Origin of the sequence: Oligoflexus tunisiensis (genome assembly GCF_001748245.1) — a bacterium.
Lineage (GTDB): Bacteria > Bdellovibrionota_B > Oligoflexia > Oligoflexales > Oligoflexaceae > Oligoflexus > Oligoflexus tunisiensis.
This window is the reverse complement of record NZ_BDFO01000001.1, coordinates 5496993-5522273: the sequence shown is the minus strand read 5'-3', so window position 1 is coordinate 5522273 and position 25281 is coordinate 5496993. Positions and strand designations below refer to the sequence as shown.

Genomic DNA, 25281 nt, shown 5'->3' with positions numbered 1-25281 from the left:
TGACGCGTCGTCCAAAAAAAGAGTCTTCTCATTCCTTCTCTATCCTCGCAAGGCTGTGAATCCGTTTCCTGCCAGGCAGATGAAGCGGAGAGTCGATGCAATGTAAGAAGTCAATTCAAGATCTTGGAATGCGACCGTGCTGGCTCATGGGTTGCAAAAAGAGATTTCAGAACGAAACCTCAACAAAGGGGATTCCCATGAAATCGAATGTGTTTGTTGCTCTGAGTCTTGTGGTTCTTATCGGCTGCCGTTCAGAATCCAAAAAAGCTGATCATGAAAACGAAGTGCCGGATCAGGTGGAGCAGACCACAACGCCCGCTCCAGCCAACGAAAACGTTCCCGAGGACGTGAATAAGCCGATGGTCAAGGAAACGGCTCCTGTGACCCCGGCCGCTGTTCCAGCTCTTCCCATCACAATAGGTAACAGTATCAGTGGCGGCAGTGGCTGTCCTCAAGGATCCCCGGCTCCCAAGGTATCATTTGATCAGGCGACGGGTCTGTTGAACTTTGCCTATGATCAGGTCGTGGCGAATGGTGACGCACTTGTGGAAAGTCGTAAGGTTTGCATATCAAGCCTCACCTTCGACATTCCAGCCGGTCAGCAGCTGGTTGTGCGGACCGACGATGGCGCGAAAGTCACGGGCGAGGCCAGCACGGCCGCTGATGGGTCGTCTTTCAGTGGATTTTACTATGAAGCCGGTGAGCCGCTCCAGGCGGAGTTCAAGCCGTCGCTGATCCCGGCGGGCGCCAATCAGAAGCTGACTCTTGCCATCAAAGCGGATCCCCTCACGGCTTCCTGTCAGACGTCGACCATCATCAACTTTTCCTTGAGCGCACGGGTTGCCGGCAGCGGAACGGTCCGTTTGAAATCCGCAGGGCCCTTCCGCGTTCAACTGATTCCCTGCAAGGCGCCATAAACGTAGGGAGATGGCCGGTCCCGCTGGCCATCACGTTCGAGTTCCTTGCTAAACCTGTGACTCATCCGTCATACTATTGTTACTATTTGCAGCCCAAGTCAGAAGGGTGATTCACCATGAGCCATTGGCAAGGAAAGACCGTTGTTATAACCGGAGCCGGATCAGGTATTGGCCGAGGGATCGCTCTGGCTCTTGCGAGGCAGCAGGCCAGGCTGATTGTGACCGACATTGACCTGGATGCCGTGAAAGCGACAGCAAAAGACTGCGGTGGAAGTGCAGAAGCTTTGCCGCTCGATGTCCGCGATGCTGCAGCCGTGTCGCGTTGTTGTGCTGATGTTGTGAAGCGCCATGGGCGCCTTGATTTTATGTTTAACAACGCTGGCCTGGGTATCGCAGGAGAGGTTCATGAAATCCCGCTCGTCTCCTGGGATCGCATTATTGATGTGAATATTCGGGGCGTCGTGCATGGCATCCATGCGGCTTACCCGATTATGGTGAAGCAAGGCAGTGGTCATATCATTAATACAGCGTCCCTGGCCGGCCTGGGATCTGTGCCGCTCTTCGCGCCTTATGCCATGACCAAGCATGCGATCGTGGGTCTGACGAGAAGTCTGCGCCTGGAGGCTGAGGTCCATGGGGTGCGGGTGAGTGCGCTCTGTCCCGCGGCCATTGAAACACCACTTCTGGATAAAACGGAAATTTCCGGACTGCCATCGATGGCCTGGATGCCTGATGCTCGACGTTTCCTGACCCGTCTGGGGGGACCTCCTTACCCGTTGGACCGTTTCGTTATCGAGACGCTTGCAGCCATTGAGAAGAATGAAGAACTGATCATCGTCCCAGGTCGGGCACGCATCGCTCAAAGGCTGGGGCAGTATATTCCAGGCGCCTTGACCCGGATCATAAGGAAGGTGCTGGCCGAGGAGCGGGCGCAACGGCCGTATTCGAATCCTTCTGGCAGGCAGGACGGATAGCCCATTCATCAAATACGGACGACCTCATGCAACAGACAAGTATCCTCCTGACAGGTGTCACTGGTTTTGTCGGAAGCACTCTTGCTGCGGTCATGCTCCGCCACGGCTATCGAATTCTCGCTCTCTCCCGAAACGACCCGGATGGCCTACGGACCAAAGCTAAAATTAAAGAAAGCTACCAGGGTTTCTTTCCAGGCGATTCGAACGAAATGCTGGAAAATCTTTTGCAGCATGTTGAAGTCCTGCCTTATGACCTCGAAGTCATTCGCTCCAACACAAGACACCTGGCTAACTTGAAGAGAGTCGATATAGTCTGGCACGGTGCGGCCGAGATGAGCTTCTCGTTGGGGAAGGCCGTTTCCACCTTCAATGGAAACGTGGGAATGGCCAACGGACTCTATCAACTGATCACGGAATTTTCGCCGAACTGCCGTCGCTTTTTCTTTGTTTCGACCGCGTATACCTCTGGCAACAGCCGCCAAATCCATCGCGAAGTTCTGCACTTTCAACCCGAACATGTGAACCCCTATCAAATGTCGAAGTGGGCCGCAGAGATGTCTCTGGCGATGGCCCGGACGGTTCACGGCCTGCCCCTGACCATTTTCCGTCCCTCGGTTGTGGTGGGGCATTCCCAAAACGGGTTTTACAATGGCCAGTCGTTCGGCATTTATGCCTATGCTCACCTTTATGAAAAGCTGCAGCAGCTCGGCATCCGCAAAGTTCATCTGGACGCGAAATCCGACACGACGCTGGATGTAGTTCCCATCGATCAGGTCGCGGCCCATGCCATGGCTCTGACCACGATGGCCCTGTCGGATGCCGTGTCCAGATTGGAACCCATGGATATCGTCCATGCGACCGGAACGCCCGTGAAAAGTTCCGAACTCGCGATGGCCCTCGAACGTGTCTACGGTGTTCAGTCCGTTCTGGATTCCAAACCCAGGAGCACCATTGATCACAGTCTGGATCAAGTCCTATCCATTTATAAGCGATTTAACAGCGACAATATTCGCTTTGATAAGTCCCGTATGTTGAGTCTGGTTCCTGCACCGGATGCCTGCAAAGCTGTGGATGTGGATAGGCTGTGCCTTTATTTCCAGAACACCAGTGTGCCGGATTCCAGGCTTTTAAAGAGTATGCAGCTTCTCGTCAGGTCTGTGAATCGTCTGTCCAAACCTTTCGATAATGTGAAGCAGATGGAACGCATCAATCGCAGCCTGGGCAATCGCCTCAAATTCTTTTTTATCTGAAATGACGAAAACCCTGCCAGCCACCGGAAATTCCTAGGGAAATTCCATCCCCTATATCTGAAAATATCAATAATATTAAAGGTATAAACTGTAGGAAATAAACCTATTAAATTTACCAGGGAGAGACCCGATCTCTTCAGGACTCGGTAATGAACTCCGAGCCATTTCCCCTTTTTGTAGAGGATCCGATATGTCAGATAGAAAAACTGTCTCTCTCAATGTTGAACAGATCAAAGACCGTGTATCGAGCAAAGCCCGTTCCGTTCTGGAAGATGCCAAGGATAGGGTGCAGGAGGCAAGGGAGCGGATTAACAACAAGGCCGTTGAGGTCAAAGAGCAGGCCCTTCTGGGAACAATTGACAAGGGTATCGCCATTCTGCAGAAGGCTAAAAATACCCTCAAATAATGTGCCTGTTGAAAGATTGAAAGCCCCAGCCTGGGGCTTTTTTTTGGAAGAGTTGATTTTAAAGATCGAAGTTGTAAAGCAGGCCCAAACCGAAGGAACTCGCATTGACAGAGATTTCTTCCTGAGCAACCGTATCGGTGGCTGCGACGCCATCAATCTTATAGGTGGCACCTTCCAATGCGGTTCCGCTGATCGAAGCAAATGCCGACAGACCCCAATATTGGCCCCAGAAATAGTCATAGCCCAAGCGGAGGCTTGTTCGGGTTCCGGACAGCTCGTAAGAAAGCTTGCGACCGGCCGTGTCCGTGGTTTCCGTTTCAAGATAGCCTGTTCCCACCGCTATCCCGAAGTACACGAGGCTCAGGGTGTCTCCATTCACATTCTTGAAGGCATTCCAGTCCAGTCGGATGGAGGTTCCGCTCAGGGAATAGTCCACGGAATCCCGGGTTACACTTTGTGTCACTAAATTCAGGTAAACAGCCCACCAGGACTCACTCCGAAAGCCGATCAGATCCCAGTCGAGCCCTGAATAGTTTTTGGGAAAGTCCAAAGTTTCGCTTTTTTGTTTGAAGCGCGCGGACTCTTGAGAGATTAGGAAGCGCCCTTGTAAACCCTGGCGCCAGCGACGTGGTTCTTCCTGATCCTTCCCGCCTTGCATGGTCTGAGTATTGACCTGACTATTCGTCTGCTCGTTCTTCTGTTCAACCTGATTGCTGTTGTTGACATTAATAACTGTTCCCGTTGACCCGGTGGATGCGTCATCGGAAATGTTTTGAATCGTATAGCGCTTGACCGTGACACGCCCCATCTCGGCCGTATCAATCACAAGGTCTGTTTGGTTCATCTCAACGATGACACCCTTCAGAACCGACCCGTTTTTCAGCTTGACGGTTTCCGCGACCAAGCCTTCACTCATCAATAAACCAGCCGCGATAAACAGCAATCTCATGGAAAGACCTGCCAAAGTTTAAGTGCTACCTCTCCCTGGTCGGTGCCTGCAAAGATTTCTTTAAGTCCGTTTTGCGAAAGGCCCTGGACCTCAACCGCAGGCTGGCGAAGCTTGAAACGTCAGATTTTCTTGTTCATTTTATGAGAAATTTGGAAAGCAGCAAAAGTCGCGGGTTGGGGTAAGTTAAAGCATAAACGCGTCATGTCCGCGAGCCAGCCTGGCGAGCGGCAGGTTGGAGGACAAGCTCCAGGTTCCCTTAGTGATGTTTGACTTCGTCACTGTTGAGCTTGTTCATTTTTTTCCGATTGGAAAGCTCCCGCTGCTCATCGGCGAGATCATCCAGGCCGCTGCCTTTTCCAGCGACTTTCACGTATTCCTGGTCCCTCTTCTGCCGGGCACGACGGCTTTCGTGGCTTTCTGCTTTGTCAGAATCGTTTGGTTGAAGATGGTCACTCATGGCATCCTCCTTTGAAGCGGGAAGGCTGATTCCCGCCGATAGCTTAAACTATCACTTCACTTTCCCTGGGTAAAGCTCATCCGTGAGGATGCGTCAGAGTCTCTCGTGCTGGTTTTACAGCTTTGTGGAATCGAAGGTTACGGTCTTTTCCAGAAGTTCGGAAACGCTTAGACCGGTGGCATTGGCTCTTGGGAAATTGCTAAGCCATGTGCTTTCGTTATAGATGAAATTGATGGTGCCATCCGCGTTGGCAGTCACCTGGTTGAACGCGAACTGCGGCGCATGCATCAGCTTGGATTGTGGCACGTTCGTATTCAATTGATTGACCGATGCGCCCACCGGTTCATCGTCTGTATTGAAAAGAACGGTCATCAGCATATCCGAATAGTTATTGCCATCATTGTCCGTACTGGTGACATCAAGGAAATAGCGTTCGATCGTGGGTTTGGCATCATCCACTGTTGAGAAGATATTGAGGAAGTTGCTGCAGATGGCCAGGGTATCGACACCGGCGCAGCCTGCGGCGTTCAGCAGGAGCTTGTTGTTGGTCACGTTCAGCATTCCATTGGGATCGGCATAGAGGACGATGTTCACATCCTTGTCAGGGCCGAGGACCACAGGCGTCTTCAGTGGAACGGTTGAACCGTGGCATTCGGATTCAATGGCAATCTCTTCAGCGGGTCCGGTTTCGGAAAGTCCCGTGGTGGCATTGGTATAGTATATTGTACCGTTCAGATCCGCTGAGGCCGTGACCAGAGTTTGATAGGTTTGTCCCCCCGTGCCGCCTTCTCCGCCCTTGCAGAATTCCACGGCTGTTCCCTGATATTCCACATCCGCTTCCACCGTTACCGAACCAGAGCCAGCGCTGGCGAGCAGGTTGTCCAGATCAGTGGTCATGAGGTCGACCATACAGTCAGCTGTGGTGGCTCCCGGGCATGTGTAAAAATCCGGACTGGCGTTGCTGTAACCGGTGCCACTCAGGCCTGACACCAGGTTCACGCGCGCGATGGGTACCTTGAGACTGGTGATCGTCAGATTGCTGTTGGAAATGGCTGTCCCCGCCAGGAGTTGCGCGCTCGGGCCCCGGAGTGCCTGCAGTTCGGCGGCGATCCCTGTGCTTCGCAACTTGGTGCCGACATTGGCTTTTTTGTCTTTCTCGCTGTCACAGGCGGAACTAGTGATGACGGCAGCCGTCAATAGCAGATAACGAGTAATCATGGAATTCCCTCCGGAATCTGAATTCGCAAATGAGTGGTAACATCCCTCATTATAGAAGCTCCAGAGTCCCGAGGTATGGGTAATCTTTACCGGGCGGGCGAGCCAGGGAATCAGTTTCTCGGCATGCGAGTCAGGGCCGCCGCAGCTGCTTTTGTATCCACGGCAACGTTGATAGGTTCCGAGGAACCACCGGTATAGTCAAAGAGATCATGATTGCCCGCCGCATTGATGGCGACGATTTGAAAGCCGCTCAGGGTTCTTTGCACGAGTGCTGCGCCCGACGACCCCGGCTCGGCATCACAGTCATGTGAAATCGTGCCGAGAGGAGCATTCGACTTCACGGAAGGCGTGATCGCTTTCAAAAGACGGCAACCCAAGTGAAAGGACGGGACTTCGCCATCCAGGCGATCTGAGGAATAGCCCTGCAGATCCACGGTGAGTGGATAACGGAGCGCAGCCGCCGCCTGTCCTGCCATTTTCAAAGGCGCAGGAGCCTTGCCCCAGGTGTGCTCGACCTTGACCAGCGCCCAATCATGTTTCCGGCCATCCACAGTGGAAGGTGTTGATGTGCCAAGGACAAAGGACTTGACCACATACTCGGCCGAGAAATTCCCCTGTTCATAAGCCGAATAAAAGAAACCATAGCTGAACTTATCAGCCGGAAAGACCAAACAGTGCGCCGCGGTGAGAACCACATCCGCCCTAACCAGGGTCGCCGTGCAGTATTTTTCAGAACCATTTTCCGGTGTCAACACCAGGCGTCCGATGGATTGCCTTGGGGCTACGGTCAGGTCAAAACTTTGAAAGGGCCGATCATCCGTGCCGATAACCGTGTGAACTTTGGATTCGTGACTCGATCCACAGCCCAGAGAGATCAGGGCCCAAACAGCAAGTACAAAACATGTCTTCATTGGAGTTCCTTAGGATGTGGGCCCCTCAGCAGTTCCGAGGGGCTCTGTTCAATGATGGGCCGGTGACACGGTCGCCGGTCGAATCACGACGGGACGAGGGTCCAGCACAATGTATTTACGGAATTTGCAGGTTACGTTCTCGATTTTATAGATCGTATTGGGCAAGGGAGATTTGCGATATTTCGCCATACACTCGCTCATGACGCCATTGCTTGTATAACCACTGGTTTTAAAGTTGAAAGTCTGTGTCAGAGTTTTTTTGGCAACGAATGGAAGGTTCGTCTTGAACGTCACCACGGCATCCATATCGTAGTGGCAAAGAGCCGCTTTATTCGCAGCTCGCGAATAGTTGCGCGCATTGGAGTCCATGCAGCCTTCCACAGTTTCCTTCTCGATGCGCTGAGGCAGGTCGGCTTTATTGGGATAAAGAAGATCCGTGTTGTAGCTGCAGCTGCGGGCCAGGTTGTAGCAATCACTGGAGCGACGGGCGATGGTGGTCAAGGTCTGATTCACTTCGATCAGCTTTTGATTCCAAACGCTGGCATCCAAACCAATGAACTGGCTCGGATTGTTCAGCATGAACTCAAGACTGTTTTTGTAGTCTTCATAGGCCAAAGACAGCTTTAGATAGTCGGCCAGAACCTCCTGGCGGAAAGCCAGATCAATGGTGTTATCAATGACAGGCAGTGCCAGAGTCTTGTAACTCACGGTGGTCACGCTTACCGGCCAGCCATTGTCGTGGTTGACGTTCTCGGGAAACTCAGTGATCCGTTTCACAACTTCCTCTGCGGACAGGTTGGCCTGAGTGTATACGCCACCGTCCTGGTACAAGGTATAGGACGTGCTGCTATTCTTGATAATATTTTCAAGATTTTGAGCGAAGCTGGCTGAACCTCCGAAAAGACCATAACTGCCTTTGATCGAAGCTTCTATCGTCCGCTTCTCCTCCTTGCTTCGGGTCTTAATCTCAAGCACTATGAAGAGTTCACCACCCGTTGTGCGACCTGCTACAAGTTCATTCCCGCAGCGTTCCAGGAAGCGCGAAAAATTTTCACCGGCCAGCTGATAGGCATCGGGCTTCAGCTGAATATCGCGCATGGCTTCGGTCATCAGTTGCACGTTGACCTTGCCCATGACATAAACCGAATAGTCATTAACCTTAATGGATTTTGCGTACTTGGCCTTGCCCGAAACCATGACGCCATAGTTGGCTTCTGCCGTGAAATCAAGCTTTTCAAATAGGTCCTGCGACGACTCAATCTTCTCGATCGTCATGCGGATACTCTTGCCATTGCTGGCGAAAACTTTTTCGGGTTCCGTCCGAACCACGCAGTCGCCTTTAACTTGACCGCTCAGCGTATCAAGTCCTTTCCCCAGATCCAGGGTGCTCTGCGGATCGGTGGGGATGATGGCCTTGGCAGTGGAATCCTGAGCGTCCTGTCCACAAGCCGTCAACAGGAGTCCTGCTGCCACAATGGCAGCCCATAGTGAAATCTTCATAGATGCCTCGAGTTACAAGGTTTAGGTAAGAAAAATTGGACCTCTCGAGGGGGAAGGACGCCGACGTGGGAAATGTTTTGCAGAAATTTATGGGGTGAAGCGATTCATGGTGTTGACAGCCACCAGCGGTCCCAGCCAGGGGTTGGCTCGACGTCATAGAGTGCCAGTTCCCCGGCCCTGCGGCTGATCCAGGCCAGACCATCTTCGAAGTAGGCGTAGCGACGATAGCCGTTGATAAATCCGTTGTGGCCAGAACTTAATCCTGGACCGGGGAGACTCCAATCCGGCGTCTCATAGTGAGTCCAGTCAGCCCCGCGTTTGACCAGCACTCCGGACGAGCGGCCGAAGCAGTAAAGCTCGCCCTTACGGTTGAAGCCGAGCCGTGCACAATGCGTGTGGCCCTGATCAGGAAGACGTTCCGTTTCCCATGTCTGGTTTCGATAAACACCGAGAATGCCGCGCTCCTCCTGATCGATCCCAGCGACCCAAAGTTCACCCTGATATTCGGTGGCATCATAAATTTTTTGGAAGGTTTGCCCGGCTCCGGTGGCTGTCGCCAGGCCGTTCTTCTCGCTCCAGGAATAAAGATCGTAGAGGCCATAGGAATCATGGATGACCTTGCGATTATCGCGCCAGAAGACTTCTCCATTGGCCAGAGTGATAAACTCTTCCGCACAGGTCATTCCACTTGCGTCATCGGCAAGCGGGGAGCAGCTCTGAATTTTGGTGAGTTTATTATCCTGAATAAAGAAATTCCCACCAGGCTTGCGGTATGCCCCGGAATCCACCATCGAAAACCAAAGACGGTTCCCGGCATCACGCTGCGCCGACCGGAAATAGGAGATCGCGACTCGTAGATCAAGGCTTTCAAAAAGCGGGTCTTTTTTATAGGAAAAGCCGTCAACATCAATTTTTCGCACGAGGCTGGAGTCTTCCCACTGGGACGTCCCAAAGATGCTGACGAGGCGGCCCTCCTCGAAGAGTGCAGCCGATGCCGTGTTAATGGGCATGCCGCTGGATTCATCGTGCCGCTGCATGGCTTTTTCGGACAAGGTGATCAAACCAGACCAGACCAGACCGAGATGCAAGACGCCGCCTTCCATACGAAACAGGTTGGTCGATCCGCCTGACAACTGCCGCGGCATATAAAAGTCGCGTGGCCGCGCGCTCGTTTGGGTGAGCACTCCTCCTTTGACACTTAAGAGCGATGATCCTTCATCGAAGAAAGCTGTCACTTCGGAAAAGCCATAGCTCCCGCCCCGGCTGTTCGGTGCCGGACCCTTCAATATTACGGTATTGAATGGGTTGAAAACAATTTTCTCAAGCGAGGCAAGATCCGGAACAAAGATAAGATCCCCGGACTTTAGGAAGACGTAGCTTCCGTCTTCAAACTGATAAGCGCCGCTGGTAAAACCCGCCTGGGGATGTAAACCCTGGTGAGAAATGTCCACCTGGCGCCAGACACCATTTTCCAGAACGTCGATCTGATTTTTCCCAGTGGTCCATACGCGATTGAGTTGATCACGATACAGTTCACGGGAGCGGAATTTGCCAGCCGGTCCCTGATACTCCGGAAATGCAGTCAGCTGACAGTCGCCAGTCGCGGGATCCAGGGTATAGTAGCGATCGTATGATAGAAGCGTCAGCAGCTTATCGGATTGCACCAGAATTTTCGGGTACTCGATCGCCTCAGGATTGTTCCAGACAGGACACGGAAATGCCTGGCGTTCGCCGTTCGGCAGAATTCGAAGGAAAGCCTCATCAGCCTTCAGACCGGCTGCCCACAAAACATCCGGGTTGAAGCGATCCGCGATCACACCGGCGTCGGTCATCGCCAGATCTTCGGTGCCCAGGGGCTGTTGCCAGCGATTTTCGGCCGGCAACCATTCCCAAAGCTGGGTTTTTCGATCCGCTGGCACTTGAAACACACCAAAGAAACGACCTTCCGAGTGATGCAAAGCCTGGGGCTGCAAGGCGGACGGATAATCAACAAGGGTCCACTGTCCAAAGGTGCCCGTCATGATTTGCCGGGCTGCACTGGTCGTGCGCAGGAGCCAGTAGTGATGGGGAGCCAGGCGGTCGATATCCCGGATACCATCCAGAGCCTGCCCCTCCCATTGATCAGCCGTAAACTGTGGATAGAGGCTTGGGTCGATCATGACCATGGCGGAATCGGTGGAAACTTTGCTGCGTTTGTCCATCGTGCGGACTTCCAGAATAATTTCCTTGGCTGCTGGAAATGTTTTCCAAAACGATTCATCCAGGCGGAACGCGATATCCGGGCTACAGGGCGTCCAGTCTTCCAGCCTTTGCCCCTGGCACCGGGCTTCATCACAGATGGCAAAACTTCCCGCTACCATCGTTACCGAATCGATTTGCATGCGCACGCGGCACTGCAGATTCGCGGTCAGAGTTTCATGGGGGCTGACATCATCCGCAAGCTGGGCGCTGGCCTCATAATAAGAGAAGGGCAGGCGTTCGACGTGCCCTAGGCGATTGCGGTGGGTTTGCGTCCAGCGCAAGTGAATGTCCGGCGGGCTGTGGTCCACGACCAGTGATAAGGGTTGCCGCTCGACAGTGTTCCCATGAGCGTCCGTGGCGCGCAGATACAGTGTATAGTGTCCGCCCTGGTTGAACCCCTGCCATTGATTGAGACTGCGAAATTGCGCTGGATTCTGGCAGCCCTGAGTATCATCCGGTGCAGCCAGACAATAGTAGGCTTCAACATCGGGATCGGTCTGGATCGGGAGGCGATCGGTGCCGTCGATCGAGACCTGACCTTCTTCATCCAAACTCACGTCCAATCTCGGTGTTCCGGTGAACATGGAGACGCGGCAGCCGCTGGCCAGGTTTTCCTTTTCACCAAAGGGATTGGTCAGGACGGGGGTGACAAGGTACTCGCCGTTATCCCATTCCGTATGATAGGGGGAAACATCGGTCAATCCCAGACCAGGTTCGATCCAGGAATCCAAACGATTCCACTCACGATCCAAAGCCTGGATGGCCAAATGCAAACTCTGTCCCTTCATGGCAAAGTCAGCTGCGATCGTCATAGGCAGTTCACTGCCGCGGCGCATTTTTCTGCCATCGACGGGACATTCCCAGGCAAATGTGGGGAGAGTCCATGCTTGAAGTCGTAAGTCCTGATTCAAGGCCAGTCGCGCGGAAACGATCCGAAAGGTTCGCTCCTGATTGTCCACGAGGAGATAGTCTTCACCTTCAGGCAGATCCAGACACGCGCGCTCGGTGATCGCTTCGGAACGGTCGTGACCTGTCAGCGTTCGAAGCGTGAGCTGGGAGCGATCCGCTTCCGTATAGCGCTCACCATTCGGCTTATGGATGGGGAAAGCTTCATGCTGGCTCGGACCACAGAGTCGCCGGTTGGTATCGATCCGATCCTGAAGCGAACCCGAGCAACTCATAAGAGCTGGCAAAACGACAAAAGCAAGTGTCAGGCCATGGAAATGTTTCATCATTAGAAAGTCCATGCGATCATGGTTGCTATTTTGGACCAGTGCCACACCCGGGGATAGCCGGATTCCGACGGATTTCTTATCCATTCCGTATCGACTTTGAGGCCGAATTTCAGGTTGCGGTCGATGTCTTCCCAGCCGATTTCACTTGTTAAACCCAGGAAGGGGCGCAGCAGAGTCTGATCGTTGTCGAGATAGGACGCGTCTTCCACATGCCGCTCCAAATAAAGAAGGCCAAGGCCTCCACCGATACTCACATAATAATCAGGATCACGTTTGATACCCGATACACGGAGATCCGCTCCCGTCCATGTCTGAGCAAGCTGAGCGGTCACTTGGGTCCAGCGCAGAGTTTGAGGGACCCGTGTGCCCTCTGAATCTATCCCATCGCTTTTCTGAGCGTGAAACAGCGATAACTCGCCAGCCCAGGGGCCCAGGATGTGATCGTAGGACCAGCCGAGCTGATAACCGAGGAGCGGCTTGTCACCCAACTTTTGCTTTAGGCCTGCATCATGCAGCCAGAGTTGGGCCGGGCCGATACGCAGAGCCTGCTCGGGTTTATATTCGAGGAAACGTGCGAGCGAATACTCGCGGCCTTCCTCCAGCCGGATGGTCTTGACGAGGAGGAGCTGATCGTTAAGGTCACGAATGGAAAGGCGATAGGATCCCGGCGGAACCGAGGCTCCACCTTTCTTCAGATCGGCCAGCTCTTGTCCATTCAGTTCCACTTTGAGTTTGCGCATCATCTTTTCATAGGCAAACAGCAGAGGATTGCCTTTCTTCTTCTCTCCGCGTACCACAATAGGATCACTGCCGACCACTTCAATCCGGGCGCTGGGGTGCTGCCGGCCCTGGCTTTCCTCCATCACCTGACGGCTTGCATAGCTGTGCGCTTCGGTGATGGAAATGGCTCCATCCTGATTCAGATCGTGTTGAAAGCCCTGGATGAGGTGATAAGTATAAAGACTATTCTGATGGCGGGCCGATTCGATGGCCTCTTCTCCCCAGGCGCTGGCCGAAAGAATAATGGAGCCTTCGACAGGGCTGCCGAACACGTTGTCGTCCCAGGCCCCCTTCTGTCGAGCCAGAAGGTCCAGGATTTTCTGATTGAGTCTGGACTTGCCGCCCCCTGAATAGCAGGTGTCGAGAATCAAAACCTTACGCCGGGATTTCAACCGCTGGAAGATTTCGAGCAGCTGTGTGTGGGACACACCGGAAAATGTGGGGGCTTCGGAGTCCGTTTCCGCTGTCACCATCACTTTTTCCAAAATGGTCCGACCATCCCGGATGGTTTTGCCGATGGTGCCATGCGCGGAGAGATAGATAACAACGACGTCGTCCTCTGAAAAGTTTTCCTTTTCCAGTTGATTCATGGATTGGATGACATCATCACGGGTGACCCAGCGATCTTTTTCACTCTGCGATGTGAGGACCACGCCACCATCAAAGGTGGCATCGAGAGCCTTGGCGAAGTCCTGAGCGTCTTTGCTCGCGTATTTCAACTGGCTCCAGTAGGAATCCTTGTATTGGTCGATACCAATCGTAAGATAGAGCCGTCGCGCGGCCCAAAGAGGATTTTGGAAGCCGAGCAGGATCAGGAATACCAGGGTTTTGAGGAGGCCGAAGTTCATGGAAATCTCGCCGAGGTTTGATGCACCCCCCTTATAAACAGCATGCTCTGCGAGGTCCAGACTTAATTTGGATAAAACGCCTTACTCAAATGATGGAGGTGTGACCTCACTGCAAGGCGCATCCACCGGGACTTCCTTCAACTCACGAATTATATTTATTTTTTGCGTGAGCTGGGCCTCATCGTCAGCAAGGATCGCACAGACGCGGCCTTGACGGGATTCGTTGAGTTCAAAGGTCCAGATCCCGGTCGGAGTCGGGCCTTGCCAGAGCACATGAAAAGGCTCGGTCGCCCAGACCAGGGCCAGGAACCTATATTCGCTGGCGGTTTCGCTCAGGCTGGCTTTGATTTGATTGGCGTCCCGTGTCAGGGTCAAGGCATTTGCAGGCAAACCAGGCTTTGATTCTCCACCTTTCCATTGATCCTGTTGGCGCTGATTCTGAAGCCATGGCACGAGGCCGAGCAGGAGAGCTGCGGCCAGCGCCCAGGGCCAATAGCGATGTTTCTTGACCGGGCTTGCGGTCGAGCCTATATCAGCTTCGAGTCTTTGCCAAAGGCGCTTCTTTTGCAGCTCATCGTCTGAAATGTCCGCATTCTGTTCCCGCATTTCCTGTTCGATCAATGCGACAAACTCTGCGTCGTTAATCAGATCTTTTGGTAAATCCGGTGTTTTCTGGTCTGTCACGCGTTTCAAGCCTCAAAGATAGGGTTCCAGCTTCTTTTGCAAACGCTGCTTGAATTTGTCTCTGAAGCGCGAGACCCGCGCTGCGATGGTTCCCGTCGGCTCCTGCAACCGTTCGGCGATCTCTTTCAGAGTCAAACCCTCTCGATAGTAAAGACAAAACGTTTCTCCGCCCGGTTCCTTGGCGATTTCATCGAGGAACTGACTCACCACCTGCAGCTGGATATCCCGCTCCGGATCGGATGCCCACATGGATTGTGACGGTTCGCGAACTTCAAAGGTATCCGGATCGGTCTTCTGCCGATTTTTTTTGCGAACGAAGTCAATGCCGGCGTTGCGGGCCGCAACGATTAAAAAAGACCGTTCCTGGTTTTCGGGGATCTGATCCATGCATTTATAAAAATTCATGAACACATCATGCTGAAGGTCTTCCACGTCCTTTTCAGTCAGGCGGAATTTCTTCAGAACATGACGCGTGACTTTGAAATTGTTTGTATAAATTTTTTGGAAACGTTGGTGTTTGGTCATTTCCACAAAAACCCGCATGATGGGAGGTTGGCGCCTGGCAGCTTCGGTTTGAAAGCCCATTCTTCCATGACTTGGCGCTGAATACCAACGGAAAGCGATGCAGCACCAGCCTTTGGCGGTCCGGCGACCGATGATGTTTGACTTTGGCATATGCCACATTTACCTGCATGAGTCCTCTGGATGCTAAAGAGGCAAGTTGATCGTGTCCAAATAGTTTTGTTAGCATGCCCCGACAATTGACCAGGAATTCAACGTGTTCTGCGCGTTCCACGGAAGGAAACAGCATGATCGGATACCCTGTGCTTCCTGAGATTCGGCGGCCGATGCTTTTGGAGAGTCTGAAGAGGAAAAGGACACTGCGTTTGGTGGAAGCTCACAGTCCTCTGGCCGCAAGGATCGTCAGCCTTGCCAAAGGCGCCGGTGATCCAGGCGAAGCCCTCCGATTCGATGGACTCTGGATCAGTTCCCTGGCGGATTCATCCCTGGCCGGCCTCCCGGATACTGAAATTCTGGGTTATCCGAAACGAGCTCAAGGTGTATCGGAGCTGACGCGAACCACTCACCTGCCGATGCTGGTGGATGCCGATACCGGCGGGGAAACGTCCAGTTTCGTCGATTTCATCCATATGCTGGAGCAGATCGGGGTATCGGGTTGCGTCGTCGAAGACAAGGTTTTTCCCAAGAAAAATAGTCTTATCAAAGAGGCCGATCAGCAACTCTGTGACTGCGACCAGTTCAGCGAAAAAATCCGTATCGCGCAGGCTGAAAAAATTAGTCCTGAATTCATGATCTGGGCGCGCACCGAAACTTTAATTGCCAAACAGGGTATGGACGAAGCCCTTTTTCGCGCTGAATCCTACATCCGTGCCGGCGCCGATGGCATCGTGATTCAATCTGTCGATCCCAGCGGTCAGGAGGTGTTGAGTTTTATTCAAGGCTTGCAAAATTTTACCCGATCCTGGAAGCATCCCGTGTGGTTCGCATGCATCCCCACAGCGTATCCACAGTTTACCGCGCAGCAGATGTTCGCGGCTGGCTTCCATATCACCATTTTTGCCAATCATTTGCTGCGGGCTTCCATAGCCGCGATGGAATCGGTCTGTCGTAGTTTGCTGAATGCAGACCGCAGTTGGGAATGTGAATCGGACATCGCCAGTATCCAACGGCTTTTCACCCTGGTTCCTCAGAAACGAACCTGGCGGACGGAATCGGTTTCTTTGCCCAATACCATGCCACAGTTTGGATTGAACTGATGGATGGTTTGCGCTTTCACCAGAAGCTCCTTGCTGCCGGCTACGAATATTTCGTAGGTGTGCCCGATTCCCTTCTGGGTGGCTGGATAAGCTGTGCCGCCGCCAATCCGCAGTTCAACATAGCAACTCAAGAGGGCGAAGCCCTTTCCCTGGCCATCGGCTACTATCTGGCGACTGGGAAGAAACCTGTGGTCTTCCTCCAGAACTCCGGACTCGGCAATCTCATCAATCCGCTTATGAGCATGGCTCATCCTGATGTTTATGATATTCCCATCCTTCTCCTCATCGGTTGGCGCGGGGCGCCTGGTTTTCATGATGAGCCCCAGCACAATACAATGGGACAGGCCACTCAAGACATACTTAAAGCGTGTGGAATCACAAGCACAGTGGTTCGCAGCGAGGGCGAGCTGGATTCCTGTCTGGAGTATGCGGGTATTCATGCGCTCCTCATCGAGCCGCATACGTTGACTGAAACCAAAAAGAAAAGTGAATCCCTCGGGACCCTGCGCATCTCTTACCTCGAGGCGTTTCTGCGGGCGGCTCCCCGACAAGCGGCACTTTTTGCCACAACGGGTTTCACTGCGCGCGAACTCTGGGTGCTGCAAAACAAAAGCCTCTCACACGCCTGTTTTTACAGTGTCGGAGGCATGGGATTTGTCAGTGCAATCGGGCTTGGCTTCGCCAGCTTTCAGCCCGAGCGGTGGACCTGTATATTGGACGGCGACGGCGCATTCCTCATGCATCTCGGCAACGCGGCCAGCATAGGCGCAAGGCAGCCTCCTCTATTTCTCCATATCATCTTTCGTAATGCTGTGCATGAATCAACCGGTTCCCAGCCCTTGACAGCGTTGCCGGAATCCCTGGCAGATCTTGGGAAAAAGTTAGGCTATCGTCGCGTGGAAACCATTCAGGACTTAAAAGACTTTGCGGATATTCTGCCTGAGCTGTTCGCCAGTCGCGGGCCTATTCTGGTGGAAGTCAGGATCCCCTCAGGCACCTTGAAAGATCTGCCTCGACCGACTGGAACACCCAAGGAATGGCTGACACAATTCCAGGCGCAGCTGTCATGAAGCCTTGCGTGCTGCTGACCGGAAGTCGCGGTGCGCCTCCGAACCTTGATATTCCACCCGGGATACGCAGCATTCGGGTGAATGAACGCGCGCTACCTCTAGGTCTTATTCATGAGATCAGGTCCTCACTCGCGCCTCTCCACTTTGTGATGGCCGTCGGAGGTGGAACGGTCATGGATGCAGCCAAAGCGCTCTTAAGTCTGCAGGCAGCGGAGTGGCCAACATATGTGGATCTGATTCCAACTACATTTGGTACCGGCTCGGAAGTCACTCGCTTTGCAACGGTATACGACATCGAGGGCCGCAAGCAGTCGGTTTTATTACCTGCCTCCACAATGGTCCGCGTCCACTATCGCCCTGAACTTCTGTGCACATTGCCAGACCTGGAGGTTCGAGCCGGATTCTGTGATGCATTCGCGCATTGTTTTGAGTCCCTTTGGGCCCGCAATGCCACTCCGGAATCCGTCGAGCTTGCGACCGCTGGCATGCGCATTGGAATGAAAATCCTTCATAACTGGGGGAGTCGAACGGATGAGCACTTCCGTGCGTTGCAAAACATGGGACGTCTTGGCGGTCAGGCGATTTCCTTGACTAAGACCACAGCCGCCCATGCGCTATCCTATGAATGGACACAAAAATGGAGCATTCCTCATGGTTTTGCGGCGGCAGCGGCGCTGCCGTCTCTGCATTCATTCTGTCGAGACAGGGCACCAGGCCAGCGATCATTATGGATTCAGGCAAGGGCAATGGGCGCTCGAAATCCAGCCGAAGTGCATGATCACCTTCTGCACGTGATCCAATTCCTCATCCCTGCCGATGTCCGCTGGCGTTTGTCTCAAGCGATTCGTTCAGGGCGGGTTCAAGCACCTTGCCCCGACCGTCTTGCGAATTTTCCCATGGTTTTGAGTCCTTCTCTCATTAACCAGTTGGATGGTCAGACGGCGATGGATTTAGATGTAAATGCCTGTTCGGCTTTCGTCATCAAACAGGAGGGTGGCGCCGGGGACGGCATGAGAATCACGCCACCAGCGGAACCAATGAACCCTGCGTGTCCCTGAACCTGCAACCCGATGCAGGTAGTACCCTGGGATATTGGGGAATTCATGGTGCTTTTCGTGCTCATTGAAATTCAGTAAAAACCAAAGCGCAAAAGGTTGAGGAAAGTTCAACGAGCGGGTGACTTTGACCTGCTCCGTACTGCGATAAGGCAGCACTTTCCTGCCGCATGCTCGCGACTGAGGTATATGAGTATGCTGACTGAGCATGATGGTTTCAAATAGGACCAGAAACAACCCATGGGTTAAAAGTAAGGCCATGCGTTGGGGCCAGAACAACTCGAAAATGACGATCCAGGGTAGTATCGTGAGAGCGATGCTGATCAGACCCTGTCGTTTGCCGCGTCGACACATCCCTGGATTCCAAAAGTTGGATAAGCGATAGACCAGTCCGAAAACCGGAATTCGCAGGTACCAAAAGCCATTGATTAGACTTTTCTTGCAGCCTGAAGGTGCGGCCTGTGCAACCGTTCGTGTCGTGGGATCGAGGTCCTTCCATCCAGCCCAAAGATGATGACGTGCATGCACATCCTTCCATAAGGAGTAAGGAATAATAGCCGCAAAACCTGCGAAGTGCCCGAACAGATCATTCGCGGCTTGTTTGGGAAAAAGGGTGCGATGGCCGCATTCATGCAAGAGGACAAACCAGAGCAACTGAGCAAAAGCACCCAGAAACACGCCAAGTGCCTGGCCCAGGACAGACTGAGATGCGATGCCGTACAGAGACGCTGCGCTTAAAGCTAGCGCAAAAGCGATATGGAATGTTGCTGCCTGCCAATTGGGACGCAATAGTTTTTCCTGATGAGAGAAATACTTCTTGCACACTATAAGAGAAAAACCCAGCGCTTCAAGTTGTTTTGAATTGGCAGTACCAGGGCCCGCTGATAGGATAGGGCACTTTTCCAAAGTCGAGGCCTGATGATGTCTGCTGTCGCTGCCTGGTCTGTTTTATTTCTTTTTCTTATGATCGGTACCTGTCAGACCCTTTGGCTAAAGAGCCCGGCGTGCTCCTGGCTGAAGTTGCCCATCGACGGAGGACTTCACCTTTTCGGCTCGCGGGTTTTCGGCGATCATAAAACCATCCGCGGATTTGTCCTCATTATACCGGTTTCGACTTTGATCTTCGGCATCTTCGGCCATCTGCTGTCACCAGCCTGGAAGGAGTGGCAGCTCACACCTTCCGTCTGGGCATGGGCAGGGTTTCTGATTGGTTGGGGCTACATGCTCGGCGAATTGCCTAACTCATTTTTGAAAAGGCAGCTGTCGATTGGTGAGGGGCAAAAAGCAGCGAACCGATGGCAGCGAATTTTTTTTAACGTTTTGGATGAAAGCGATTCCATCATCGGCGCGCTGATCTTTGGATCCATCCTATTGCCAATTGATGCGCTTTTTGTGGCTGTTATTTTACCGAGCGGAACCGCGCTGCACTGGACTTTCAATCAGCTTTTCCTTCAGCGTCGGCCAATGCCTCTCATTCATTCTGCATGGCTTTACTACGTGAGCTTTGCCCTGCTGACTTTGAGCCTCATCCTGGTCTGGCCGATTGCCTGGATTCACCCACGCATCAATCATGAACTGATACAAAAATACACACGTCTCGGTCTTTGGTTTCTGGGTATTCGGTACGAGGTGAAGGGCCGCATGGCATCGGATACGGGAATACTCCTTTGCAATCACAGTTCCTGGCTGGATCAGCTGCTTCTGATTGCCATCGCTCCCAAACCCCTGCTCTTTGTGGCCAACGAAAAGTATTTCAGATTGCCTTTTCTCGCCTGGGTCTTGCGCTGTCAGGGGAGCCTTCGGAAGCCGAACAGTCTCCGGACGGCGCGCTGGGTTCAAAATGAGATTAAACGCACGGTCGACGGCGGACGTCTCGTCGTAATCTTTCCGGAAGGCACGCGCTCTGAACTTGGTTTTCCACTGCCCTGGCGCGGCAACCTCCGGCGACTGCCACAACATATCAAGTGGGAATCCGCCTGGATCAGTGGCGCCTCGAATTGCCTGCCCCGAGCCAGTCGGCTGCGGGATATCAAACCGGGTCTCCTGCAGTTTCGCCTCATGGAAGGGGCAGCAAATCCGGGCCAGGCTTTGAGGGATCGATGGATCGAACACTGGATCCTGGATCACCTGGTGCCTCTGTCTCAAGCACATGACCCTCAAATATACGGGGGAAAGGCTGCTCAACTCGCGCGGAGCGGAGTTTGTCATCAGGTGCCCCCCGGTTTTGTGCTGGCTGCTGCCGTGGCGGAGCGAATGAACGATCCACGGGAAGGCAGTTTCCCGGAGCGATTGGACTGCGCCATTGATCAATGGTTTCAAAGCCAGGTTGCGACCAAAACCTGGGTCGTCCGCAGCAGTGCGATCGGTGAAGATGGAGAGGACCACTCTTTTGCCGGACAATTGGATAGCATCCTCCATGTGAAGTCATCCGACGATTTTAAGAAAGCCATTCGGCAGGTATTCGCTTCACAGAAACGAGCCGCCGCCTATGAGGTGTTGACGGCACAAAAACTTCAAGGCTGCGCGGTGATCCTGCAGGAGCAGGTCGCCGCAATGTTTGCTGGGGTTGCTTTCAGCCGATTTGTGCAGGGGCAGGCGGCCGATTTCCTGATTGAATATACCGAGGGTCTGGGCGAGGACCTGGTGCAGGGACGGGTCATTCCCTCGCGCGTGCATCTGTGTCGGCGCACGGGTCAAACCAAGGATGAGATCCATCAGGGAAATGTATTGCCCGATGACGTTTTGAAAAAGATTTTTCAAATGGGCATGGCATTGGAAAAATCCTGGGGCTGCAGTGTGGATTTGGAGTGGGCCGTTGATCACGCCGGGGAACTCTTTCTCTTGCAGGTCCGAGCCGTCACTCGAGATGGCCGTCTGGCTAAACTTCTGTCCAATGCCAACATGAATGAGAATTATCCAAAGCCCGTCACACCCTTTCTGTTCTCATTCGCCGCCAAAGGCTATCAACACTATTTTTTGCAACTTGGCGAGTGGACCGGCGTGCCGAAGAGAATCCTCAAGGCTGCGGAACCGGCACTCAGGAATATCCTCGGCGTTCATCAGGGGCACCTCTACTATAATTTGACCGCTGTTCGCGAGTGCCTGGGACAATTGCCTTTCAGCAATGGCCTCATACGGTTTTGGGATGAATTTCTCGGGATCGGCGTGGTCGATTTACCAACACGAGCGAAAGAGTCCCGATCCTGTCTCTTTCTCCTGCGTTTCCTTCTGCGGTTTGCGTTTTTTCTGAGTGTTTTTCCTTGGCTGTCCGCAAGATTTCAACGCCGAGTGCAGCAAACCTTGACGAGCCATCTCCCCGGCGATCCCTTGTCGGCACGACACCAGCAGCTGAAAGATATCTGTCGGGTCCGGTTCACAGGCTGGGGAGAGGCGGCGCTCTGTGATGCTGCCGTCATGGTTTATACCGGTTTCCTGCGCGCTCTGCTGGCCCGCTCTGTAGCGCCGGATGCCGTTCCGCGATGGAGCAGCCGGCTGCTTTCCGGGTCCGCTGCAATCAGTGCTCAGCAGTTGGACGATTTGCGGGATTTGCAGACAGCTTGCCTTGGTTTTCCAGACCTGGATAAGCTTTTGAAGAATGGAGAATGGTCAAAAGCCTGGGAGCATATCACGCGTTCATCACATTATACCCGGATTCGTCTCCATGTAAATCAGTGGCTGGAACGCTGGGGTACCCGCGTCTCCGGTGAACTCATGCTGACCGAACCCAATTACCTCGATGATCCCCTTATGCTGCTGAAGCTCCTCGGAAATCCCATTGCGCAAGCGGATCGGACGAAACCAATCGCACCTTATCGGGCTCTCCTACGAGAAAGTTTTCAGAGCGGCGGGTGGCGAACGCTCGTGCCGGCCTGCCTGGCTTTGGCGGCGGCCGGCCCGGCCCGTGCTGCGGTACGTGCCCGCGAGCGGTGCCGCCTGGCTCAATCGCATCTTTATGGGGCTTTGCGAGCCAATTTGCTGGGAACGGGGCGTATTTTGCAGGCTCGAGGGTTAATTTCAAGGGCGGACGATCTCTTTTTTCTATCGTTGGATGAACTCCTGGAATTCCTGCACGAAGGCAGCTACTCCCTCAGCCTCACGCGACAAACGATTGACCTTCGACGCCAGAAATATCTCGCCTATCAGGACTGCAAAGTCGCTGAACGCATAGGCCGTAGAGCCGGACACCGCTGGTTTTCCTGGGAGGATGTGTCCTCACCTTTGCCTGCGAATATGCATAGGCAGGGCGCGTGGCAGCAGCGTTTTGGGCTCCCAGCCTCCAGCGGATTTGTGAAGGGACGTATCCGTATTCTCCGTTCCACTGAAGAATGCCACAAGCTGAAGTCAGGGGAAATACTGGTGACCCGGGAAACCGATCCGGGGTGGATCGTGGCGATGGGACGAGCTGCTGCATTGGTGGTGGAACGAGGAGGCATGCTCTCCCATGGTGCGATCGTTGCCCGTGAGCTGGGCATTCCTGCTGTCGTGGGTCTGCGGGACATTACGGAAGATTTACAGGATGGAATGGAAATCGAAGTCGACGGTCTCAAAGGGATGATTCGATGGACCAACTCCGAGTCCTTTGTCGCTGGAGGAGCGAGCGCTTCCCTCTCCGGCACTATGGGCCGTTTGCGTTGATGCTGAGCGGACCGGTCCTGGGATTTCAGCCTGCCTGGCTGTGCCTTTGGACTTTGAGCCTGCTTTTGCAAAGCCGTCTAGGTGACGATCTTTGGTCGCATCGTACGGACGCCAGACAGCATCCGGATCGCGCTCTTGCCGGTCTCTCGTCTCTGATTGTTCCGATTCAAGTCTGTTGCTTGCTCCTGCTCCTGAACAGCGTTATGATCCTTCGTTTCGGCCCCTGGAGCGGGTGGCTCTATCTCCTGTTTTTGCTTTTCCAATTGCCTTTCTTCCCGCCCTTCGCAAAATACTGTTGTCTTGTGGCGTTGATTGATCATATGGCCATGGCTGATCCACACAAGATTCTTTTGCATGTTTTTCTGGTTGCAGCCAGCGCCGGGGCATTCGAATTGGGGCATGACGCTTTTCAAAACCATTCCGCTCGCTTTTACTATGGAATCCTGGCCATCGCTCCTCTGGGCTTAACCCACCTGCAAAACATGACTCTGTTCACTGCAGCCAGTTTCTGTGTCAGCCTTAGTCTGCTCAGGCTCCATTCGAACATGGACAGGACCCGAACGCGTCGCTTCATGACTTCAGCAATGGCTCATGTGAGCGCTGCGTTGATCGCAACCAGCCTCTTTAACCAACGACTTTAATTTGGAAAGGTTTCGTTATGCTGAATACAGAATCCACGTACACCTTTGAAGACGTCGCGTGCTACCTATGCGACTCCGAAAATCACAGACCGTTCCTTCAAGCTCAGGATGATCTAAGCGGAAAGGCCGGCACCTTTCACTTTGTGCGCTGCCGTTCCTGCGGTTTAGCCTACCAGCATCCGCGTATCGTATTTGACGAAATCGGTGCTTTCTATGACGAGGAATACATTGCCCATCGCAAGAAAACCAACTGGGGCATCCTCACAAGGTTCTATAATTCCCGCATGGGCAAGCATGATCGGGATAAATGGGCCATTGTACGAAAGCATGTGGAACTGGATGCTTCGAGTCAGGTTCTGGATATCGGCTGCGGAGCTGGAACGTTCCTGGAGAAGGTGCATAACGAGACCGGGGCCATGGGCACGGGCGTGGACTTCAAGGATTTGTCACAGAGCCCAGCATTCGCAAAAGCACGATTTCTGAATGGAACCCTGTTCGATCAAAATTTGGAGATGTCAAGTTTTGATCTCGTCACGATGTGGCATTTTCTGGAGCATGATTATAGGCCTGTTGAGACTCTGGCGCAAATCCGAAAGCTCCTCAAGCCGAGTGGCAAACTCATTCTTGAAGTTCCCAGGCTGGACAGCCTTTCCTTTCAGTTCTTCAAGGAACGGTGGCCTGGCCTGCAGGCGCCGCAGCATACTCTTCTCTTTGATCGTAAATCCTTATTGACCATGTTGAGAAAAAGCGGATTTATTGTGGACCAGTATCTGCCGTACGGGGCTTTCCCAGCTTATTTTTACTTCTTTGCGGGCGCTATTTTTAAACGGAAAAAAGGTTCAGGAGTGGATTTTGGCAAAGCAATCTATCCCTATTTCGTGGGTGAAGCGCTGACCAAACCGATCTTCGCTTTTGAACAGCACCTGAATATGGCCATGCAAACGGCGATCTGTACCCCTCAGTCAGACGGCATCAGTGAGATTCACTAATTGGAAGGCGTCAGGATGAAAGCATTACGAATTCTTGTGGCGACGCTCTGGATGCATCTGGCGGCCTTCCTGGCGTTTGTCGTCTATGTTTTGACGTTGGGTTCAGCTTTGGAGTGGATTCGTCAGGCCTGGTTGCCAGCATGCTCACGAATTTTCCTTGGAATCTTCGGAATTCGAGTGAATGTGAAGGGAGCGGTGCCAAAGATGGAGCAGGTTGTGTGGATTTGCAATCATCGCTCAACGCTGGACATTTTTGTGATCCTGTCCCTCGGCTTGCCGCGGACCCGGTATTTTCTAAGTGATTTCCTGCAGAAAATTCCGGCCTTTTTTGTGCTCGGTCGAATCCTTGGCTGTTTTTGGACACCGGATCAGAAATTCCCCAAGGAACGCGTCCTCCTCTTCCAAAAGGCCTCGCGCACACTCCGTCGCACAGGTGAAAGCGTGTTTCTGACTCCCGAAGGTCAGCGCATTGATTCCCGGATTGTGGGAAAATTCAACAAGGGTGCTTTTCATTTGGCCATGGACCTGGAACGGCCCGTGGTTCCGATTTATGTGGAAACGCCGGACGATATCAGTCCGGGTCTATCATGGAATCTCCGACCAGGAAAGGTAACGGTGAGCTTTCTTCCACCGATCGAAAGTCCAAAATATAACTCCGACCTGCTGCCGGAATTCGTGAGTTCCGTCCGCAGTGTCTTTGTACAACGCGCAGCGACCGGCTCGTAAATTCCCACCAAATGAAT

The 25281-nt window shown here is 53.2% G+C and carries 21 protein-coding genes; 11 read left to right on the top strand and 10 right to left on the bottom strand.

Annotated features, from left to right (window positions below):
* Window positions 1–197 precede the first annotated feature (197 nt).
* From OLTU_RS22830 to OLTU_RS22815, 4 genes are all read left to right on the top strand, one after another.
* The gene (locus OLTU_RS22830; protein ID WP_176736876.1) at window positions 198–917 is read left to right on the top strand and encodes a DUF4360 domain-containing protein; all 720 of its coding nucleotides are present in this window, start codon (window positions 198–200) and stop codon (window positions 915–917) included.
* 116 nt (window positions 918–1033) lie between these two features.
* Complete coding sequence (locus OLTU_RS22825; RefSeq protein WP_141735060.1) at window positions 1034–1891, top strand: SDR family oxidoreductase; 858 nt, start codon at window positions 1034–1036, stop codon at window positions 1889–1891.
* A 26-nt stretch (window positions 1892–1917) separates the two neighbouring features.
* Window positions 1918–3141 carry an SDR family oxidoreductase gene (locus OLTU_RS22820; protein ID WP_141735059.1) on the top strand — a complete coding sequence of 408 codons (1224 nt, stop codon included), beginning with the start codon at window positions 1918–1920 and terminating at the stop codon, window positions 3139–3141.
* A 190-nt stretch (window positions 3142–3331) separates the two neighbouring features.
* Complete coding sequence (locus OLTU_RS22815) at window positions 3332–3547, top strand: hypothetical protein (protein WP_141735058.1); 216 nt, start codon at window positions 3332–3334, stop codon at window positions 3545–3547.
* Window positions 3548–3605: 58 nt separating this feature from the next.
* On the opposite strand, the gene OLTU_RS22810 is transcribed toward OLTU_RS22815, so the two are convergent.
* From OLTU_RS22810 to OLTU_RS22770, 9 genes are all read right to left on the bottom strand, one after another.
* Entirely contained in the window at window positions 3606–4463 is an 858-nt protein-coding gene (locus tag OLTU_RS22810; RefSeq protein WP_218110205.1) for a hypothetical protein, read from the bottom strand.
* Window positions 4464–4752: 289 nt separating this feature from the next.
* Window positions 4753–4953 (bottom strand): hypothetical protein, encoded by a 201-nt coding sequence (locus tag OLTU_RS22805; protein ID WP_141735056.1) that lies wholly within the window; start codon window positions 4951–4953, stop codon window positions 4753–4755.
* Window positions 4954–5067: 114 nt separating this feature from the next.
* A complete protein-coding gene (locus OLTU_RS22800; protein ID WP_141735055.1) occupies window positions 5068–6171 on the bottom strand; it encodes a hypothetical protein in 1104 nt (367 codons plus the stop codon).
* A 110-nt stretch (window positions 6172–6281) separates the two neighbouring features.
* The gene (locus tag OLTU_RS22795; protein ID WP_141735054.1) at window positions 6282–7082 is read right to left on the bottom strand and encodes a trypsin-like serine peptidase; all 801 of its coding nucleotides are present in this window, start codon (window positions 7080–7082) and stop codon (window positions 6282–6284) included.
* 48 nt (window positions 7083–7130) lie between these two features.
* Window positions 7131–8582: an MACPF domain-containing protein gene (locus OLTU_RS22790; protein ID WP_141735053.1), complete on the bottom strand. Its 1452-nt coding sequence runs from the start codon at window positions 8580–8582 to the stop codon at window positions 7131–7133.
* A 104-nt stretch (window positions 8583–8686) separates the two neighbouring features.
* Window positions 8687–12058, bottom strand: coding sequence for an Ig-like domain-containing protein (locus OLTU_RS22785; protein ID WP_141735052.1), 3372 nt, complete (start codon window positions 12056–12058; stop codon window positions 8687–8689).
* A complete protein-coding gene (locus OLTU_RS22780; protein ID WP_141735051.1) occupies window positions 12058–13686 on the bottom strand; it encodes a caspase family protein in 1629 nt (542 codons plus the stop codon). Before OLTU_RS22780 ends, OLTU_RS22785 begins: the two co-directional genes overlap by 1 nt.
* An 81-nt stretch (window positions 13687–13767) precedes the next feature.
* Window positions 13768–14370: a hypothetical protein gene (locus OLTU_RS22775; RefSeq protein ID WP_141735050.1), complete on the bottom strand. Its 603-nt coding sequence runs from the start codon at window positions 14368–14370 to the stop codon at window positions 13768–13770.
* Between the two features lie 12 nt (window positions 14371–14382).
* On the bottom strand, window positions 14383–15045 hold the full coding sequence (locus OLTU_RS22770; RefSeq protein ID WP_176736875.1) for an RNA polymerase sigma factor: 663 nt from the start codon (window positions 15043–15045) through the stop codon (window positions 14383–14385).
* Window positions 15046–15179: 134 nt separating this feature from the next.
* Here OLTU_RS22770 and OLTU_RS22765 point away from each other — a divergent pair, with 134 nt between their 5' ends.
* The 3 genes from OLTU_RS22765 to OLTU_RS22755 are packed head-to-tail and all read left to right on the top strand — an operon-like array spanning window position 15180 to window position 18276.
* Window positions 15180–16148 carry an isocitrate lyase/phosphoenolpyruvate mutase family protein gene (locus tag OLTU_RS22765; protein WP_176736874.1) on the top strand — a complete coding sequence of 323 codons (969 nt, stop codon included), beginning with the start codon at window positions 15180–15182 and terminating at the stop codon, window positions 16146–16148.
* Window positions 16148–17218 (top strand): phosphonopyruvate decarboxylase, encoded by a 1071-nt coding sequence (gene aepY / locus OLTU_RS22760; RefSeq protein ID WP_141735047.1) that lies wholly within the window; start codon window positions 16148–16150, stop codon window positions 17216–17218. The genes OLTU_RS22765 and aepY overlap by 1 nt, the downstream gene beginning before the upstream one ends.
* A complete protein-coding gene (locus tag OLTU_RS22755; protein WP_141735046.1) occupies window positions 17185–18276 on the top strand; it encodes an iron-containing alcohol dehydrogenase in 1092 nt (363 codons plus the stop codon). The genes aepY and OLTU_RS22755 overlap by 34 nt, the downstream gene beginning before the upstream one ends.
* Here the strand turns inward: OLTU_RS22755 and OLTU_RS22750 are convergent.
* Window positions 18169–19179 carry a fatty acid desaturase family protein gene (locus OLTU_RS22750; RefSeq protein WP_141735045.1) on the bottom strand — a complete coding sequence of 337 codons (1011 nt, stop codon included), beginning with the start codon at window positions 19177–19179 and terminating at the stop codon, window positions 18169–18171. The genes OLTU_RS22755 and OLTU_RS22750 overlap by 108 nt on opposite strands.
* A 12-nt stretch (window positions 19180–19191) precedes the next feature.
* Between OLTU_RS22750 and OLTU_RS22745 the strand changes: the two genes are divergently transcribed.
* The 4 genes from OLTU_RS22745 to OLTU_RS22730 are packed head-to-tail and all read left to right on the top strand — an operon-like array spanning window position 19192 to window position 25264.
* Complete coding sequence (locus tag OLTU_RS22745) at window positions 19192–22908, top strand: CDP-archaeol synthase (protein WP_141735044.1); 3717 nt, start codon at window positions 19192–19194, stop codon at window positions 22906–22908.
* Window positions 22833–23549: a hypothetical protein gene (locus OLTU_RS22740; RefSeq protein ID WP_141735043.1), complete on the top strand. Its 717-nt coding sequence runs from the start codon at window positions 22833–22835 to the stop codon at window positions 23547–23549. The genes OLTU_RS22745 and OLTU_RS22740 overlap by 76 nt, the downstream gene beginning before the upstream one ends.
* 17 nt (window positions 23550–23566) lie before the next feature.
* Window positions 23567–24538 (top strand): class I SAM-dependent methyltransferase, encoded by a 972-nt coding sequence (locus tag OLTU_RS22735; RefSeq protein ID WP_141735042.1) that lies wholly within the window; start codon window positions 23567–23569, stop codon window positions 24536–24538.
* A 15-nt stretch (window positions 24539–24553) separates the two neighbouring features.
* Complete coding sequence (locus tag OLTU_RS22730; protein WP_141735041.1) at window positions 24554–25264, top strand: lysophospholipid acyltransferase family protein; 711 nt, start codon at window positions 24554–24556, stop codon at window positions 25262–25264.
* Window positions 25265–25281: the final 17 nt, after the last annotated feature.

Excerpts from the sequence above, each read along its gene's own strand:
- OLTU_RS22780 (WP_141735051.1), bottom strand. The coding sequence starts at position 13,686 with ATGAACTTCGGCCTCCTCAAAACCCTGGTATTCCTGATCCTGCTCGGC.
- OLTU_RS22790 (WP_141735053.1), bottom strand. The coding sequence starts at position 8,582 with ATGAAGATTTCACTATGGGCTGCCATTGTGGCAGCAGGACTCCTGTTG.
- OLTU_RS22735 (WP_141735042.1), top strand. The coding sequence starts at position 23,567 with ATGCTGAATACAGAATCCACGTACACCTTTGAAGACGTCGCGTGCTAC.
- aepY (WP_141735047.1), top strand. The coding sequence starts at position 16,148 with ATGGATGGTTTGCGCTTTCACCAGAAGCTCCTTGCTGCCGGCTACGAA.
- OLTU_RS22815 (WP_141735058.1), top strand. The coding sequence starts at position 3,332 with ATGTCAGATAGAAAAACTGTCTCTCTCAATGTTGAACAGATCAAAGAC.
- OLTU_RS22755 (WP_141735046.1), top strand. The coding sequence starts at position 17,185 with ATGGCTGACACAATTCCAGGCGCAGCTGTCATGAAGCCTTGCGTGCTG.
- OLTU_RS22830 (WP_176736876.1), top strand. The coding sequence starts at position 198 with ATGAAATCGAATGTGTTTGTTGCTCTGAGTCTTGTGGTTCTTATCGGC.
- OLTU_RS22800 (WP_141735055.1), bottom strand. The coding sequence starts at position 6,171 with ATGATTACTCGTTATCTGCTATTGACGGCTGCCGTCATCACTAGTTCC.
- OLTU_RS22765 (WP_176736874.1), top strand. The coding sequence starts at position 15,180 with ATGATCGGATACCCTGTGCTTCCTGAGATTCGGCGGCCGATGCTTTTG.
- OLTU_RS22810 (WP_218110205.1), bottom strand. The coding sequence starts at position 4,463 with ATGAGTGAAGGCTTGGTCGCGGAAACCGTCAAGCTGAAAAACGGGTCG.
- OLTU_RS22770 (WP_176736875.1), bottom strand. The coding sequence starts at position 15,045 with ATGCCAAAGTCAAACATCATCGGTCGCCGGACCGCCAAAGGCTGGTGC.
- OLTU_RS22730 (WP_141735041.1), top strand. The coding sequence starts at position 24,554 with ATGAAAGCATTACGAATTCTTGTGGCGACGCTCTGGATGCATCTGGCG.
- OLTU_RS22805 (WP_141735056.1), bottom strand. The coding sequence starts at position 4,953 with ATGAGTGACCATCTTCAACCAAACGATTCTGACAAAGCAGAAAGCCAC.
- OLTU_RS22825 (WP_141735060.1), top strand. The coding sequence starts at position 1,034 with ATGAGCCATTGGCAAGGAAAGACCGTTGTTATAACCGGAGCCGGATCA.
- OLTU_RS22785 (WP_141735052.1), bottom strand. The coding sequence starts at position 12,058 with ATGATGAAACATTTCCATGGCCTGACACTTGCTTTTGTCGTTTTGCCA.
- OLTU_RS22795 (WP_141735054.1), bottom strand. The coding sequence starts at position 7,082 with ATGAAGACATGTTTTGTACTTGCTGTTTGGGCCCTGATCTCTCTGGGC.
- OLTU_RS22745 (WP_141735044.1), top strand. The coding sequence starts at position 19,192 with ATGATGTCTGCTGTCGCTGCCTGGTCTGTTTTATTTCTTTTTCTTATG.
- OLTU_RS22740 (WP_141735043.1), top strand. The coding sequence starts at position 22,833 with ATGGACCAACTCCGAGTCCTTTGTCGCTGGAGGAGCGAGCGCTTCCCT.
- OLTU_RS22820 (WP_141735059.1), top strand. The coding sequence starts at position 1,918 with ATGCAACAGACAAGTATCCTCCTGACAGGTGTCACTGGTTTTGTCGGA.